The organism is Nostocoides japonicum T1-X7 (assembly GCF_001046855.1).
Lineage (GTDB): Bacteria > Actinomycetota > Actinomycetes > Actinomycetales > Dermatophilaceae > Nostocoides > Nostocoides japonicum.
The window spans coordinates 625,201-641,141 of sequence record NZ_HF570958.1 but is presented as its reverse complement, the minus strand read 5'-3'; the positions used below and the strand labels follow the sequence as shown (position 1 = coordinate 641,141).

The window sequence follows — 15,941 nt, the reverse complement described above, 5'->3', positions numbered from 1 at the left end:
CGTCACGCTCGACCGGCCCGCCACCGACCGCGGTGCGGGCACGTCCGCCGCTACAGCGCGTGGCCCCGGGCCCGGAGCGCCGCGCGCAGGTCGACCGCGCCGGTGAACAGGATCGCGTCCATGCCCGCGGCGAGTGCCGACTCGACGTTGCGGGGCGAGTCGTCGACGAACGTCACGCCCGCGACGCCACGCCCCATCCGGTCGGCGAGGACCTCCCAGATCCTCGGGTCCGGCTTCGCCACACCCTCGACCCCGGACACGATGATGTCGTCGAACAGGTGGAGGACCTCGAAGCGCTCCGGAGCGTGGTGCCAGAGCTCCGCGGACCAGTTCGTCAGCGCATAGAGCGGCACCTCGCCGCGGTGCAGCTCATGGACGATCTCCGCGGTCCCGTCGACGGCGCCGACGAGGGACGTGGTGAAGTTCCGCCGGTATGCCACGATCTCCTCGGCATAGTGGGGAAACCTCCGCATCGCGTCGCGTTCCGCCTCCGCCCACGTCGGTCCCCTCCCCTCGTCCATCGCGTGGTTCCAGCCCGCGAAGCCGAAGGCCTCGTCGGCGAGGAAGGCCTCGGCCCGCCGGCTCCCCACCGCCGTCGCGATCGCCGGACCGGGGTCCCACCGGACGAGGACGTTGCCGATGTCGAACACGACGGGTCTCCTCCGGGCCATCTCGCGAGCCTAACGACGCCGGGTTTCCCGGGGGCCGGCCACCCGCGACGGCGGAGCCGACCAGGACCCGGTCGACCGCCACGTCGGCGCCTCAGTCGGGCCGAGCGGGCGGCGGGCTCGCGTGGGAGGAGCGAATCCAGGCGGTGGCCGCCTCGATGCCGTCGACCACGGCCTCGAAGCGCATCGAGCGGTAGAGGTCGAAGGTGTGCTGACCGCCGGGGAGTTCGGCATACACCACCGGCTGCCGGGAGGTTCGCCGCAGTCGTTCGACGAACCGACGCGCCTCGCTGACCGGGACGAAGGAGTCCAGCGTGCCGTGAGCGATGAAGAACGGGACGGTGTCGGAGTCGATGAGGTCGATCGGGGCGCACGGCGCAGTGGGGTCGCGGTCGATCCAGTTCGGCGTGCCGTAGAAGCCGTACAGGCAGATCGCTCCCGCGACTCGTGTGTCGGGCCGCCCGGGCTCGTACCGTGCGGTGAGCGCCGCCATCGACGCGAGATGGGCGCCGGCAGAGCTGCCGGCGACGAAGACGTCCGCGTCGGAGTGACCGTGTTCGGAGGCGGTCGTGCGCGTCCAGGCGATGGCCCGGTGCGCGTCGACGAGCTGGTCGGGCCATCGTGCCCCCGGCCCGTACCGGTAGTTCGCGCTCACGCACAACCAGCCCTCGCTGGCGAGACGATAGAGCAGCGCGCGCGCCTCGCGGTTCTTGGCTCCGCTGCGATACCCGCCCCCGTGGAAGTAGACGAGGCAGGGACCCTTCGTCGCACCGCGGGGACGGTAGCAGTCGAGCAGGTTCTGCCGGCCCTCCGGCCCGTACCCGAGGTTGCGCTCATGGACGACGTCACGTCGTCGCAGGCCGAGGGGCGCCACGACGATCCGAAGCCACGGCCGGCGGCGACGCAGACCTCGCGCCAGCTCCGGCGACAGGTGGGACGGCCAGTCGGCACCGAGCCCGCCCTCCAGCGCCTCCGATATCGCGCGGCCGGCGTGCGCACCGCGGACGGCGATCAGCGTCAGGCCCGCCAGCACCGACGTGGCCAGGCCGGCCGCTGTCGCACCCACGGGTGTCGCGAGGTTGCCGTCCCAGATCGCGAGGGCCGTCGAGGCGAGGAGCCAGGCCGCGGCGACGAACGGCAGCTCGTTGATCTGGAACCCCAGGCGCCAGCTCAGCTGGCCTCTGGTCCACGAGCCACGCATCGGAGCCAGCGCCAGAGCCGTCGGCACCGCCAGGATGACGACGCTCACGAGATAGCCGACCACGATTCCTCACGGAGGCACCTGTCGACGCGTTCCTGCAGGCCGAGGAGGACCTCGGGCGACCCGGCCCCGGAGCATCCCGGGTCCCGGGGGTGCTTGCGTGGGCGACCACGGGGGCGCTTGACCCTGAGGATCGCGCCGCCGTCGAAGATCTGCCCACCCCAGACCCCGGCCGGCTCCCGCCGGTGCAGCGCGCCGAGCAGGCACCCCAGTCGCGCCGGGCAGTCGCCGCAGAGGGCCTTGGCCGCCTCCAGCCCGGCCGGGTCGTCGGCGAACCACAGGTCCGCGTCGTGGGTCTGACACGGCAGGTGGATCGGTGCGCAGCGCACCAGCGGGTCGATCACGACATCTGGTGCGGTTGCAGGTGCGAGCACGCTGTTCATGAGGTCTCCCTGCGTCGGTCCGAATGCGTGCACGCTACGTATCGGCACCCCGTTCCCGCATCACTCGATGGTGCCAACCGTGGTGGAACGTCGATGCGCCGCAGGAGGTATAGCGTTGACGCGTTGGAGTGATGAGCACGTGGATCTGTGATGCCTGAGCCGACGGGCGTGATCCTGGCTGGTACTGCCGAGCGGGATACGCTGCTCGCCACCAAGCTGCACGCACCGGCGACGCGAGCGGGCTCGGTGACGCGGTCGCGCCTCATCGACAGGCTCGACGAGAGCGGCGTCGTGGCAGTCTGCGCGCCGGCCGGCTATGGCAAGACCACCTTGCTGGCCGACTGGGTCCGCGGTGCGGAGCAGGCCGCGTGGCTGTCGCTGGACGTCGGGGACAACGATCCGGTCCGCTTCTGGCGGCACGTCTCGGCCGCGTTGAGCGCGGTACGTCCCCGCCTTGGCGACCGGCTGGATCCGATGCTCGGGCCTCCGACGCCACGGTCGTTCGAGCCGGTCGTGACGGCGCTGGTCAACGAGCTCGCGACACCGCCCACCAGCGCGCAGATGCGTCTTGTCCTCGACGACTACCACCTGATCGACTCGTCGCAGGTCCATGCGGGCATCGAGTTCCTGCTCGAGCATCGCCCGCCGCACCTGCGACTGGTGCTGGCCAGTCGCAGCGATCCGCCCGTGGCGCTGGCCCGGTTGCGGGCGCGCGGCGAGCTCACCGAGCTGCGCGCGGCCGACCTGCGCTTCACCACCGACGAGGCCGCGGCGCTGTTGCGCTGCACGGTGACGACGCTTCCGCAGACCGCCGTGGCCGCCTTGACGGCACGCACGGAGGGGTGGGCGGCCGGGCTGCAGTTGGCCGCCCTGTCGCTGCGCGGCCACGAGGACGTCCAGAGCTTCGTGGCGGCGTTCACCGGCAGCCACCGGTACATCCTGGACTACCTGACCGAGGAGGTGTTGGAACGCCAGAGCGAGCGGGTGCGCAGCTTCTTGCTGGAGACGGCGCTGCTGGAACGGGTCAGCGGGCCGCTGTGCGATGCCGTCACCGGCCGCACGGACAGCCAAGCCCTCCTGGAGCGGCTCGAACGATCCGGGCTGTTCCTGATGCCGCTGGATGAGGTGCGTGGCTGGTGGCGCTACCACCACCTGTTCGCCGAGGTGCTGCGCACTCGACTGATGCACCGTCGACCGGATCGGGCTCTGGAGATACACCGGGCCGCGGCCGGCTGGTACGAACAGCGTGGACTGGCCGACGAGGCGATCCAGCACGCACTGGCTGCGCGTGAGACGACTCGGGCCGCCCGCCTCATCGAGCGACACTTCGACGGCGTGTTCAATCTGCGCGGGGAGGAGGCCACCATCCACCGCTGGCTACCGGCGCTGCCCGAGGAGCTGACGAGGCGGCGACCGCGATTGCTGCTGGCCCAGTCGCAGATGGCCGGTATGCGCGGTGACATCGAGTCCATGCTGCCGCTGATCGACGCGGCCGAGCGTGAGTCGCTCGCTCAGACCGATGAGCCGTTCGAGCCTGCCGTGGGGCGGGCGTCGAGCCTCCTGGTGAACGTGCCCGCGGTGATCGAGCTGCAACGCAGCTACATCGCCCAGTTCCGCAACGACGTCGAGGGCACCCGCACGTATGCCGCGCGTGCTGCAGCGCTCGTCCGTGACGACGAGGTGATGCTGGCCTCGACCGTCGAGGGGTTCCAGGCGGTCGCCGAGTGGATGCGAGGACGCCTCGGGCACGCCGAGCGCAGGTTCGCGGCCGGCGTCGCTCGGTGGCGCGCGGCTGGCGAGCTCACCCATGCGGCGTGGGGTGGCTACTCGCTGGCCCGGATCCAATGCGCCCGGGGTGATCTCGACGCCGCGGCCCAGACCTGTGCCGATGCCCTACGACTCACTGTGCCGCCCGGCCGGTCCCCGCTTCCGTCGGCCGGCCCGGCCTACGCCGGGTTGGCGGACGTGTCCTACCAGCGCAACGACCTCGACGCCGCGCGTGAGCACGCCGCCACCGGCATCGCCGTGTGTCGTCAGTTCGTCTATGCCCCGCCACTCGCCGCATGTCTGACGACGATGGCGTTCGTGCGGCAGGCTCGTGGAGACCCGGACGGCGCACTCGACGCGATGCACGAGGCCGAGCACCTGTCGTTGGGCCCTCCTGGCCTGTTCAACCCGGTCCCTGCGCAGCGCGCACGACTGCTCCTCCTGCAGGGGGACGTGGCCGCGGCCGCGCGCTGGGCCCGCGAGTCCGGGCTCGACGCGGAGGACGAGCCCGACTATCCACGAGAACCGGGCCAGGTCGTGCTCGCACGAGTGCTGCTCGCCCGGCAGCAGCCCGACCAGGCACTCGCGCTGCTCGAGCGGCTGTATGCCGCGGCTCTGGGTCAGGGCCGCATCGCCAGCGTCATCGAGACCGGCGCCCTGCGCGCGCTCGCGTTGGCAGCCCGCGGTGACGACGCCGCCGCCGTCGAGGCGCTCACCGACGCCCTCGGGTACGCCCATCCCGCGCACTACATCAGGGTCTTCGTCGACGAAGGCCGACCGATGGCCGAGCTGCTGACCCGGCTCATCGGCGCGCAACGGCGCAGCGAGGCGTCCGGGCGCCTCCCGACCGGATACCTCGCCGATCTGCATCACGCGTTCGCCGGTGACCACGAGGAACGATCGCGGGCCCCGCTGCCCGGCATGATCGAGGCGTTGACGGATCGGGAGCTCGAGGTACTCGAGCTGATGGCTGCCGGCAGCTCCAACCAGGCCATCGCCGATGCGCTCGTGGTGACCCTCGACACCGTCAAGAAGCATGTCAGCCACATCCTGCTGAAGCTTGCCGTGACCAACCGCACCGAAGCCGCCGCCCGCGCCCGCGAGTTGCACCTCATCTCCTGACCGACGTGTCCTGAGGGGCACGTGGGGTCCCGGACTCGAGTCGGCTCGCCGACTCAGGTCGGCAGGTCGGCCAGCTCGAGTGTCGCGAGGCGGGTCGGGTCGGCGACCAGCTCGTAACCGGTGATCACGTCTCCGGCGTACTCGACGACGAGCACGAGTTGCAGGCGCCCGTTCGGAGCAACCACGATTCCGACATCGCCGTCGACCAGGGCGGTCGCGGCGTGGCGGGAGCGTGTCCCGAACACCGCGATCTCCTCGGCCACGACCCGCGCGCCCTGGACGCGGGCCGGACGGCCGGGCGGCATCGCGACGAGGTCGGCGCGGCGGACGACGTCCGGGTCCAGCACCGCCAGGATCGCCTCGATGTCGCCGGCTCGGGACGCCGTGAGGAACGTCTCGACGGTCCGGCGGTGACGAGCGAGTTCGGCGGTACCGACCGCGGGAGTGCCGCGCACCTTGAGCCGGGCCCGGCTGCCAAGCTTCTTGGTGGTCTGCGGACTGCGGCCGAGCACCGGGGCGATCTCGTCGAAGGGCACGGCGAACATGTCGTGCAGCACGAAGGCGATGCGCTCGGGGGGCGAGAGTCTGTCGAGGACGACCAACAGCGCCCTTCCGACCTCGTCGACCAACTCGGCTTCCTGCTCAGGTCGGCCCGCGGCGGACACGTCCGGGTGCTCGTCGGGCTGATGCCCGGCGACGAGGTCCTCGCGTCGCCCGGCGCGGGCGCGGAGCAGGTCCAGGCATACCCGGGACACGACGGTGGTGAGCCAGGCGCCGAGGTTGCGCACCTCGGCGGGATCGCTGCGCGTCAGACGGAACCACGACTCCTGGACCGCATCCTCGGCATCGTTCGCCGAGCCGAGCATCCGGTACGCGACCGCGCGCAGATGCCCGCGATGGGGCTCGAAGCGCTCGGCCAACGCATCCAGATCGCTCACTGGTCCCCTTCGTCGGTCGGCGCCCGTCAACACAGTAGGCAACCATCGACACGCGAACAACACGCCCCTCGAGGCGACCGCGTGGATGGTGCCGGCGCGCCGACCCGACCCCGTGGTCGGTGCATCACCGCTACGAGGAGAGCTCCATGAGCGTGTTCATGCCAGCCGCACCCGGCCGGTCACGTCGCCGGCTGGACGATCCGCCCGGTCGGTTCCGGCGCTGGACGCTGCTGCTCATGTGCGTCGCGACCTTCATGATCCAGCTGGACGTGACCGTCGTGAACGTCGCCCTGCCGCGCATCCAGGACGGTCTGGGGATGGGCACCGGTGGGCTGGAGTGGGTGATCGGCGCGTATGCGCTGAGTCTGGCCGCGCTCATCCCGGTGGGCGGAGCCCTCGGCGACCACTACGGTCGCAAGCGGGTGTTCCTGGCCGGAATGAGCGTGTTCACCCTGGGCTCCATCGCCTGTGCGATCGCGCGGACGCCGATGCAGCTCGTCGTGGCCCGAGCCGTCCAGGGGGTCGGCGGCGCGGCCATGCTCGCCTTGACACTGTCGATCATCACCGAGACGTTCCCGGCGGCGAGCAGGGCGGGTGCGATCGGCACCTGGGCCGCGGTGGGCGGAACCGGCTTCGGCGTCGGACCGGCCGCGGGAGGCGTGCTGCTCACCTCCTTCGGCTGGGCGTCGGTGTTCTGGGTGAACGTGCCCTTCGGCGTCGCCGGGATCGTCGGCACCGCGCTGGTGGTGCGCGAGTCGCGGAACCCGCACTCGCGACGTCTCGATGTCCTCGGGGTGCTGCTCAGCGCTGCCGGCCTGGTGGGCGCCACGCTCGGCCTCATCGAGGCCGCGTCCCATCCCTGGGACTCCGCGATGGTGTCCGTGCCGCTCGTCCTCGGGATCGGCCTTCTGGTGGCGTTCGCCCTCTGGCAGCGCCACACCCCGGACGCGATGGTACCGGCGCGGCTGCTCCGGGCGCGCAGCTTCAGGGTCGCGGCGACGGTCTACCTGCTCAGCTACATGACCTTCAGCGCCACCCTGTTCTATGTCAGCCTCCTGTACCAGGACGTGGTCGGGTGGTCGGTGCTGCGGACCGGACTGTCCTGGCTGTGCATGAACGCACCGTTCCTGCTCCTCGCGCAGCTGGCGGGCCGCCTCGAACGCCGGTTCACCCCGGTCGCGCTCGTCAGCAGCGGGTGCGCGATCGGCGCCGTCGGCATCGCGGCACTGGCCAGTGCCGGCCCCACCTCGCCGTTCGCGCTGACAGCCGTCGGGTACGTGCTCTCGGGTGCGGGGTTCGGGATGCTGGTGCCGGCGCTCACGCACTGTGCGATGCGCGACGTGCCGGCCGGCGTCTCCGGCGCGGCGTCAGCGGTGCTCAACGCGTCCCGCCAGATAGGCACCTCGGTCGGGCTCGCCGTCCTGGGGACGGTCGGGGTGAGCGCCACCATCGCCGACTGGAGCGCGAGGACGGCCCACCTCTCCGTCGCCGAACAGGCAGCGGCCCACGCCCAGGCGCACCAGGTCGCCGGGGCGCGGATCGACGCCGTGGTTCGCGCGCTCGGGCCGGCCTACCGGCACCCCGCGGCCCAGTCGTTCGCGCACGGCTATCACCTGGCCGTCGGATGCGGCGCCGGCTGCCTCGCGGTGGCTGCCGCGATCGCGATCCTCGGCCTGCGCCGCGGCTCCTAGCCGGGTGGCCGACCCCGGGCAGGGCCGGCGACCGCGTGGACGAGGGGGAGGAACACGTGGTCCACGATGTCGATGCAGGTCTGCTCGGTGACGGGCGTCGTGGTCAGGAGCATCTCGTGGCGGATCAGGGTGGAGGGCAGGGTGACCACGCGGGGCTCGAGGTCGGCGGTGGCGATCTCGCCCCGCGCGGCCGCTCGCTTCAGGATCGTCGTCATGACGTCCTCCATCATCACGAAGGTGCGTGGGTCGAGGTCGGGCAGGTCGGCCAGCACACCATGAATCGTGTCCGGGCCGAAGTCGTGCCATCGCCTCGCAGCCCAGGCCAGGACGCCGAGGACATCGCCGCGCAGGGTGCCGGTGTCGGGCACGTGGTCGGCGATCGAGCCGGTCTGGGCGCGGACGGCCGCGATGACCAGGTCCGCCCGGCTGTGCCAGCGCCGATACAGCACCTGTTTGCCGGTATGCGCGCGGGCGGCGACGCCTTCCATCGTCAGGTTGGCGTAGCCGACGGCGGCCAGCTCCTCCCGGGCGGCCTGCAGCAGCGCGCGCTCCAGCTCGGCGCCGTGCCGGCGGGGCGGTCGGACGGGTGTGGGCATCGCGCCTCCTTGGAGAGACTCCGCGTCTCTTGGGAGTGATACTATCTCTCGCGTTAGAGACGCATCGTCTCTAACGAAGAGAGGTTCCGATGAAACAGTCCTCGGGCCGGTTGGACCCGGCCGTCCTCAAGCTCGCCGGCGTGCTCGTCCTCGGGGCGATGGCCCCGCTCCTGGACTCCACGATCGTCAACGTGGCGCTGCGCACCCTGGCCGGCGACCTGGACGCGTCGTTGGCGACGGTGCAGTGGGTCGCCAGCGCCTACCTGCTGGCTCTCGTGGTGGCGGTGCCGGTCACCGGGTGGGCGCACGCGCGGTATGGCGGCAGGCGCATCTGGCTGACGGCGCTGGTGGTGTTCCTCCTCGGGTCGGTGCTCAGTGCGAACGCCTGGAGCATCGGCTCGTTGATCGTCTTCCGGGTGGTGCAGGGCTTCGCCGCCGGGCTGATGATGCCGGTCATGGTCACGATGATCATGCAGGCCGCTGGTGGCCGGCGGGTCGGGAAGCTCATCGCGGTGATCACCCTGCCGGCCCTGCTCGGGCCGATCCTCGGCCCGGTGATCGGCGGCCTGATCCTGGGCCATCTGAGCTGGCGGTGGATCTTCTCCGTCAACGTCCCCCTCTGCGTCGCCGCGTTCCTGTTGGCGTGGCGTGCCGTGCCCGCCGACCGGCCTGGGCGGGCACCCCGTCTGGACTGGCCCGGGCTCCTGCTGCTCTGCCCCGCGCTGGCCGCGATGACCTACGGGTTGACCCAGGTCGGTGACCAAGGCGGCTTCGCGCACGCCCGGGTCATCGCCCCGGTGGCCGCCGGGGCGCTGCTGTCGGCCGCGTTCGTCGCTCACGCGCTGCATACCACCGACCCGTTGATCGACCTGCGGCTGCTCCGCACCCGGTCCTTCACCGCCTCCTGCGTCCTCCTCTTCGCCTCCGGCCTGGCCCTGTTCGGCTCCCTGCTCCTGCTGCCGCTCTTCTTCCAGGAGCTGCGAGGTCAAACCGTCATCGCCACGGGCCTGCTGCTCGCCCCCCAAGGGCTCGGGAGTCTCATCGCCCGGCCCGTCGGAGCCCTCGCCGACCACACCGGTCCCCGGCCCGTCATCGTCGCCAGCCTCGCCCTGACCGCCGGAGCCGCCCTGGCGTTCTCCTTCGCCGGCCAGCACACACCCGTCCTGCTGCTGTCGGGGATCCTCGTCGTGCTCGGCTTCGGGATCAGCTCCGCGAACATGGGAGTCATGGTCGGCGCGTTCACCGACCTGACGACGGACCAGCTGCCCCACGCGAGCAGCGTGATCCGCATCGTGCAGCAACTCGGCGGCGCGTTCGGCGCCGCCGTGATCGCGATCGTCCTGCAACACCAGCTCACCACCCACCCGGCGCCACAGCAGGCACTGGCCTTCACGCACACGTTCTGGTTGATCGCAGCCTTCGCCCTGCTCGCCGTCATCCCCACCCTCTTCCTCCCGTCCACCCGCCAGGCTCGTCATCGCCGCCGTCTCCCGCGGCCGAGGGTCTAGGCCTCGCGCTCCCCCCGCCGCCGCAGCTCGACGAGATAGCGCACGACCTCGTCGGTCGACGACTCGAGGACGCCGACCCGGTGCAGCCCCTCCGCCTCGAACGACGCGAGCTCGCCCTCGGTGAGCCGCCACGGTGGCCCGGCCTCGAGCGAGCCTCCCGCGGGGTGACGGCCGCCGATGAGCAGGAGGGTGGCTCCGGGACCGGCGAGCCGGCAGACGGCGGCGGTGGCCTCCCGGCGGACCCGGCGGGGCATCGACTGGACCGTCATCGCCTCGACGACGAGGTCGAACGCCCCCGACCAGGCCGGTGACAGCTGCAGGAGGTCGGAGACGACATAGGCGACGGTCGACCTCGGATGGGTCCGCTGGACCGCCGCGACGGCGACCGGAGAGACGTCGAAGGCGACGACGTCCGCACCGCGGGAGGCGAGCAGCTCGGCATCCCATCCCGTGCCCGTCCCCGGGACGACGGTGCGAACCCCGTCGAGGCGTCGGTCGCCGAGCCACGTCACGAGGAGGGGATGCGGCTCGCCGCGGTCCCAGGGCACGTCGACCTCGCCGGACTCGGCCCGCGCATACAGCTCGTCGAACCAGCCCGTCGGACTGCCACCCGTCGCAGCGGTCCCCCCGAGCGCCTTGGCCATCCCCTCGCCGTCCTGCATGGTCCCCGACTCTCCTCCACGATCCCGGGCACGGCAACGGGTGGGACGTCGCGACCCGACACGAACAGTCTGACAGTCACTCGTATTTGCGATAGACTCCTATTCGCGAGTCGCTCTCGTAAAGGAGTGAAGACCATGCCGACGCCGTCCACCGCCACCCACGTCACCGTCCCCGGCCCCACCCGTCACCGCCGATGGCGGATCCTCGCCCTCACGGCCCTCGCCATGCTCGTCATCGGGCTCGACACGACCGTCCTCAACGTCGCGCTCCCGACGCTGTCACAGGACCTCGGCGCGTCGACGAGCCAGCTCCAGTGGTTCGCCGACGCCTACCTCCTCGTCCTCGCCTCCCTCCTCCTCCCCGCCGGTATGCTCGGCGACCGCCTCGGCCGCCGGCCCCTCATGCTCGGCGCCCTCGTCGTCTTCGCCGTCGGATCGGCCTGGTGTGCGTATGCGGGAGGCCCCGGGTCGCTCATCGCCGCCAGGGCGTTCATGGGACTCGGGGCGGCGATGCTCATCCCGCTCACCTTCTCCCTCCTCGTCGTCCTCTTCGAGCCGGAGGAGCGGACGAAGGCGCTCGCCGTGCTCGGGGTCTCGACGATGGTGGGGATGCCACTCGGGCCGATCGTCGGCGGTGAGCTGCTCCGTCACTTCTGGTGGGGGTCGGTCTTCGTCGTCAACGTGCCCGTCGCGTGCGCCGCCCTCGTCGCGTCGTGGTGGCTCCTGCCGCGGGAGAGCCTGCCGGCCCGTGCACCCATCGACGTCGTCGGGATCATCGTGTCGGCCGCCGGGCTCGTCGGCCTGACCTACGGACTCATCGAGGGCCCCACGAGCGGCTGGCGCAGCCTGACCGTCGGGGGATCGATCCTCGGTGGGGCGGCGGCACTCGTCGGCTTCCTCTGGTGGGAGCGGCGCGTCCGGGCCGCCGGCCGGGTGGAGCCCCTCCTCGACGCGGACCTCCTGCGGATCCCCGAGTTCCGCTGGGGTGCCCTCGCGGCGAGCGCGGTCAGCCTCGTCGGCTTCGTCGCCCTCTTCACGACACCCATCTACCTCCACGGGATCCTCGGCACGGACGCCTTCCAGACCGGGGTCCGGCTCCTGCCGCTCATCGGCGGCATCCTCGTCGGCTTCCCGCTCGCAGTGCGTCTCGTCCCGGTCGTCGGCCCCCGTCCCCCCATGGCGGTGGGCTTCGTCCTCCTCGTCGCCGGCTCGTGGCTCGGCGCACGCACGACCGTGTCGAGCGGCGGGGACCGTCTCACGCTGTGGCTCACGATCTTCGGAGCGGGCTTCGGGCTCGTCCTCATCACCGGCCAGAACCTCGCCATCGACACGCTCTCTCCGGAGCGGTCCGCCTCCGGGGGCGCCCTCGTCCAGGTGATGCGCCAGCTGAGCAGCGTCCTCGGCATCGCCGCCCTGGGGTCGGTGCTCAACGCCTCCTACCGGGCCCATGTCGACGTCTCCGGCCTGCCGGCGCAGGCCGCCGACGCCGTCCGCGACTCCCTCGCCGGAGCCCTCACGGTCGCCGCGCGACTGGGCGACACCGCGCTCGCCACGTCGGCGCGAGCGGCCTTCCTCACCGGCCTGCGCACCCAGATGTGGGTCACCTTCGGTCTCGCGCTCGCCGGACTCGTCCTCACCGTCTGGAAGCTGCCGAACCCCCGCCCGGCGGAGAAGGGGACGGCCGTGTCAGGTCCGGCCGAGGCGTCGCTTACCCCACAATCGACGACATGACCCCACCCGGCCTGCGAGAACGCAAGAAGGAACGCACCCGCAGGGACATCCAGCGGCACGCGATGGGCCTCATCGAGGAGCAGGGGTATGCCGCGACGACCGTCGAGCAGATCGCCGCCGCCGCCGAGGTCTCGCCGAGCACCTTCTTCCGGTACTTCCGGAACAAGGACGAGGCGGTTGTCGCCGACATCATGGACGAACGGACCTTCGAGGAGATGGTCGCAGCGCCTGCCGAGCTGGACCCGCTCCAGGCGCTCGCCCACGGACTGCGCCGGACGATGGAGTCGCTGAGCGACGAGGAGTGGGAGCGCGAGATCCGACGCAACCGCCTCATCCGGTCGGTGCCCGAGCTGCGCCGCGGCCTGCTCGAGGAGTTCATCCGGCCCATGCGGCTCGTCGTCGAGGCCGTCGGCCAGCGCCTCGGCCGACCCGCCACCGACCCCACCGTCCAGGTCTTCGGCGGCGCGCTCCTCGGGGGCCTCGTCGCGCCGTTCCTCCAGGACGACGGACCCGGCGACATCGAGCCGCCGGCGACCCGTGAGGAGGCCGTGCGCCGCTTCGAGGAGGCGATCGGGACGCTCTCCGGTCTGCTCCACCCACCGGCCTGAGCCGGGCCTGTGCCACCCGGGCCGCCCTCGAGTCCCGGACGGGCTCCGGCCGCCGTAGGGTGGAGGGAGAGGGCCGGGCGGAGCGTCCGTCCGCCGGCCTCGCGTGGTCCAGCACAGTGGCCCGCCGGCGCTCCCGCGAGCGCGGCCGGAGCCCTCTGACCCGACTCCCAGGAGGCACGCATGACCGACCTGTCCGGCAGGACCATCCTCACTCTCGTCTCGAACTACGGCGTCGAGCAGGACGAGCTCCTCGTCCCCGTCCGCGAGCTGCGCGAGCAGGGAGCCGCCATCGACGTCGCCGCGGTCGAGGACGCACCCGTCGTGACCCTCGTCGGCGACAAGGACCCCGGCGAGACGGTCACCCCGGACCGGACCCTCGACGGTGTCGAGGCCGCCTCCTACGACGCCCTCCTCGTCCCGGGCGGCACGATCAACGCCGACCAGCTGCGGCTGCAGGACGGCGCGGTCGACCTCGCCCGGAGCTTCGCCGACGCCGGCAAGGTCGTCGCGGCCATCTGCCACGGCCCCTGGCTGCTCGTCGAGGCGGGGCTGCTCGACGGGAAGACCCTCACGTCGTATGCCTCGGTGCGGACCGACATCGTCAACGCCGGCGGGACGTGGGAGGACACCGAGGTCGCCACCTGCCCGGCGAACGGCTGGACCCTCGTCACCTCGCGCAGCCCCGCGGACCTCAAGGCCTTCGTGCCCGCCATCGCCGACGCGCTGACGACGGGCTGACGGCGGGCCGGCGTCCTCGGCCCAGATGTCACACCTGCCGGCGTCGTCTCGTCCATCCTGTGAGGGGATGACCCCGTCCGGGCCGGACGGGTCACCCGGACACGGGAGGAGTGACAGCATGAGGATCGCCGTCGCCGGCGGCACCGGCGCCATCGGACAGCACGTCGTGCGGGAGGCCCGGGCGCGTGGGCACGAGCCCGTGGTCCTCGCCCGCTCGGAGGGTGTGGACCTCACGACCGGAAGCGGCCTGGAGGACCGGCTCGTCGACGTCGCCACGGTCGTCGACGTGACGAACATCGCCAGCCAGTCCCGGACGAAGGCCACCGCCTTCTTCGAGACGGTGACGCGGACCCTCCAGGAGGCCGAGCGGCGCGCGGGGGTCGGGCACCACCTCGCGCTGTCCATCGTCGGGATCGACCGGGTGTCCATGGGCTACTACCAGGCCAAGCTCGCCCAGGAGCACGTCGTCGAGTCGGGGCCCGTCCCGTGCACGATCCTGCGGGCCACCCAGTTCTACGAGTTCGTCGAGCAGGCACTCCGGTTCGCCGCCATCGGACCGGTGTCCCTCGTCCCCCGCTTCCCCGACCAGCCGGTCGCCGCCGCCGACGTCGCCGCGACGCTCCTCGACCAGGTCGAGTCCGGTCCCTCGGGTCGGGTCCCGGACCTCGCCGGGCCGGCGGTCCTCGACCTCCTCGACCTGGCCCGACGGGTCAACGCGGCCAAGGGGCTCGGCCGGCGGATCGTGCCGGTCCGGATGCCGGGCAGGGCGGGGCGCGCCATGCGAGCCGGAGGGCTCCTCCCGGACTCCGACGGCCCACGCGGAGCGACGACCTTCGACGAGTGGCTCGCCGGATGAGAACGGCGCCCGCGTGGCCGGCGCGGTCGCTCAGCTCGACCGGGGTGTCTCGACGCGCGCCTGCCAGCCGTGCTCCCCGGCCCAGGCCAGGGCTCGCGGGTGGGCGGCGTCGAACCACGGCTCCTTGGCCTCGGCATACGCACCGGTCGCCGGGAACCGCGCCGCGAGGGCACGTTTGGTCGTCGCATACTCCTCGCGCGCCGTCGGGTCGGCCCGCAGCCAGTCCCGGAAGCGGAGCGCCCACTCCCAGCCCAGCGAGCCGACGGCCCGGACGTGGATGTTCGCCGCGCGCCCCGGGTCGGTGCTCGCATGGAACCGCTTCGGCCACGGCCGGCCGTCCTTGCCCCGGTCTTGCGTCACGCCGTCGACGCGGACGAACCCGGCGCGCGCCATCGCCTCGACGAACCGCTCTCCGTCCGCGTCGGCGAGGCCGCGGACCCCGACCTGCACGTCGATGACGTCCTTGGCGACGAGCCCGGGCACGCTCGTCGACCCGACGTGGTCGACGGTCACGGCGTCGTCGCCGAGGACGTGCCGGAGCCGCGCGACGAGGCGCTCGCCCGCGGCGGCCCAGCGCGGATCGGCCTCGACGACCTCGAGCGCCGACCGCTCGGCCCGGCGGCCCAGCCGGACGTTCTCCTCCATCGGCAGCAGGCGGTGCTCCCAGAGGTCGTCGACGGAGGCGACGAGGGCATCGTGCGTCGAGTCGTTGTCGAGCCACACGTCGGCGGCCGCGCGGCGCTCCGCGTCGGTCGCCTGGGCGCCGATGCGCGCTCTCGCCTCGTCCTCGGACATCCCCCGGGTCGCCCGGAGCCGGTCGGCCCGGATGTCCTCGTGCGCGCCGACGACGACGACGAGGTGGTATGCCGGGCCCATCCGCTTCTCGACGAGGAGCGGGACGTCGTGGACGACGACGGCGTCCGGCGCGGCCCCGTCGAACAGCTCCGTCGTGCGGGCGGCGATCCGCGGGTGGGTGATCGCCTCGAGCGCGCGGCGGGCCTCGGCGTCGGCGTCGGCGAAGACGATCCGGCCGAGGGCCGGCCGGTCGAGGGCTCCGTCGTCCGTGAGGATGCCCGGACCGAAGCGGTCGACGACGGCGGCGAGGCCCTCCGAGCCCGGCTCCACGACCTCGCGCGCCAGCCGGTCCGCGTCGACGACGACGGCGCCCCGCGCGGCGAGCCGGGCCGACACCGTCGACTTGCCGGCACCGATCCCGCCGGTGAGGCCCACACGCACCATGGCTCGAGGCTAGTCGTCGGGCGTGCGGCTCAGGTGATCGGCTGGCGGACGACCCGCTCGAGCCGAGCCCGCGCCGCGGGGTCGCCGGTCCAGGCGACGACGGCGTCGTCGGCCCGCTGCCACAGCCACGCGTCGAGCGCCGCCGCGGGCGCCGTCACGGTCGCCTCGGCGGG

General features: G+C 72.4%; 14 protein-coding genes. 7 read left to right on the top strand and 7 right to left on the bottom strand.

Annotated elements, in window-relative coordinates:
* Positions 1–50: 50 nt before the first annotated feature.
* The 3 genes from BN12_RS02875 to BN12_RS02865 all read right to left on the bottom strand — a co-directional run bounded on the left by BN12_RS02875 (position 51) and on the right by BN12_RS02865 (position 2,312).
* Complete coding sequence (locus tag BN12_RS02875) at positions 51–671, bottom strand: HAD family hydrolase (RefSeq protein ID WP_048549941.1); 621 nt, start codon at positions 669–671, stop codon at positions 51–53.
* Between the two features lie 91 nt (positions 672–762).
* A complete protein-coding gene (locus BN12_RS02870) occupies positions 763–1,932 on the bottom strand; it encodes an alpha/beta hydrolase (protein ID WP_200901128.1) in 1,170 nt (389 codons plus the stop codon).
* On the bottom strand, positions 1,914–2,312 hold the full coding sequence (locus BN12_RS02865) for a WhiB family transcriptional regulator (protein WP_083454914.1): 399 nt from the start codon (positions 2,310–2,312) through the stop codon (positions 1,914–1,916). Before BN12_RS02865 ends, BN12_RS02870 begins: the two co-directional genes overlap by 19 nt.
* A 150-nt stretch (positions 2,313–2,462) precedes the next feature.
* Between BN12_RS02865 and BN12_RS02860 the strand changes: the two genes are divergently transcribed.
* Complete coding sequence (locus BN12_RS02860) at positions 2,463–5,201, top strand: LuxR C-terminal-related transcriptional regulator (protein WP_048549939.1); 2,739 nt, start codon at positions 2,463–2,465, stop codon at positions 5,199–5,201.
* A 53-nt stretch (positions 5,202–5,254) separates the two neighbouring features.
* Here the strand turns inward: BN12_RS02860 and BN12_RS02855 are convergent, their stop codons facing one another.
* Positions 5,255–6,139 carry a sigma-70 family RNA polymerase sigma factor gene (locus tag BN12_RS02855; protein WP_048549938.1) on the bottom strand — a complete coding sequence of 295 codons (885 nt, stop codon included), beginning with the start codon at positions 6,137–6,139 and terminating at the stop codon, positions 5,255–5,257.
* A gap of 146 nt (positions 6,140–6,285) precedes the next feature.
* On the opposite strand from BN12_RS02855, the gene BN12_RS02850 reads away from it, so the two are divergent.
* A complete protein-coding gene (locus tag BN12_RS02850) occupies positions 6,286–7,830 on the top strand; it encodes an MFS transporter (protein WP_048549937.1) in 1,545 nt (514 codons plus the stop codon).
* Here BN12_RS02850 and BN12_RS02845 read toward each other — a convergent pair.
* Complete coding sequence (locus BN12_RS02845) at positions 7,827–8,426, bottom strand: TetR/AcrR family transcriptional regulator (protein WP_048549936.1); 600 nt, start codon at positions 8,424–8,426, stop codon at positions 7,827–7,829. The two genes, BN12_RS02850 and BN12_RS02845, sit on opposite strands and share 4 nt — an antisense overlap.
* 89 nt (positions 8,427–8,515) lie before the next feature.
* Here BN12_RS02845 and BN12_RS02840 point away from each other — a divergent pair, with 89 nt between their 5' ends.
* A complete protein-coding gene (locus tag BN12_RS02840) occupies positions 8,516–9,934 on the top strand; it encodes an MDR family MFS transporter (RefSeq protein ID WP_048549935.1) in 1,419 nt (472 codons plus the stop codon).
* Here BN12_RS02840 and BN12_RS02835 read toward each other — a convergent pair.
* Positions 9,931–10,596 (bottom strand): class I SAM-dependent methyltransferase, encoded by a 666-nt coding sequence (locus BN12_RS02835; RefSeq protein WP_048549934.1) that lies wholly within the window; start codon positions 10,594–10,596, stop codon positions 9,931–9,933. The two genes, BN12_RS02840 and BN12_RS02835, sit on opposite strands and share 4 nt — an antisense overlap.
* Before the next feature lie 135 nt (positions 10,597–10,731).
* Here BN12_RS02835 and BN12_RS02830 point away from each other — a divergent pair, with 135 nt between their 5' ends.
* The 4 genes from BN12_RS02830 to BN12_RS02815 all read left to right on the top strand — a co-directional run bounded on the left by BN12_RS02830 (position 10,732) and on the right by BN12_RS02815 (position 14,529).
* On the top strand, positions 10,732–12,327 hold the full coding sequence (locus BN12_RS02830; protein ID WP_083454368.1) for an MFS transporter: 1,596 nt from the start codon (positions 10,732–10,734) through the stop codon (positions 12,325–12,327).
* On the top strand, positions 12,324–12,935 hold the full coding sequence (locus BN12_RS02825) for a TetR/AcrR family transcriptional regulator (RefSeq protein ID WP_083454367.1): 612 nt from the start codon (positions 12,324–12,326) through the stop codon (positions 12,933–12,935). Before BN12_RS02830 ends, BN12_RS02825 begins: the two co-directional genes overlap by 4 nt.
* A gap of 180 nt (positions 12,936–13,115) precedes the next feature.
* Positions 13,116–13,673: a type 1 glutamine amidotransferase domain-containing protein gene (locus tag BN12_RS02820; protein ID WP_048549933.1), complete on the top strand. Its 558-nt coding sequence runs from the start codon at positions 13,116–13,118 to the stop codon at positions 13,671–13,673.
* Between the two features lie 118 nt (positions 13,674–13,791).
* On the top strand, positions 13,792–14,529 hold the full coding sequence (locus tag BN12_RS02815; protein ID WP_048549932.1) for an SDR family oxidoreductase: 738 nt from the start codon (positions 13,792–13,794) through the stop codon (positions 14,527–14,529).
* A 30-nt stretch (positions 14,530–14,559) separates the two neighbouring features.
* On the opposite strand, the gene coaE is transcribed toward BN12_RS02815, so the two are convergent.
* Positions 14,560–15,768 (bottom strand): dephospho-CoA kinase, encoded by a 1,209-nt coding sequence (coaE, locus tag BN12_RS02810; RefSeq protein WP_048549931.1) that lies wholly within the window; start codon positions 15,766–15,768, stop codon positions 14,560–14,562.
* Positions 15,769–15,941 lie beyond the last annotated feature (173 nt).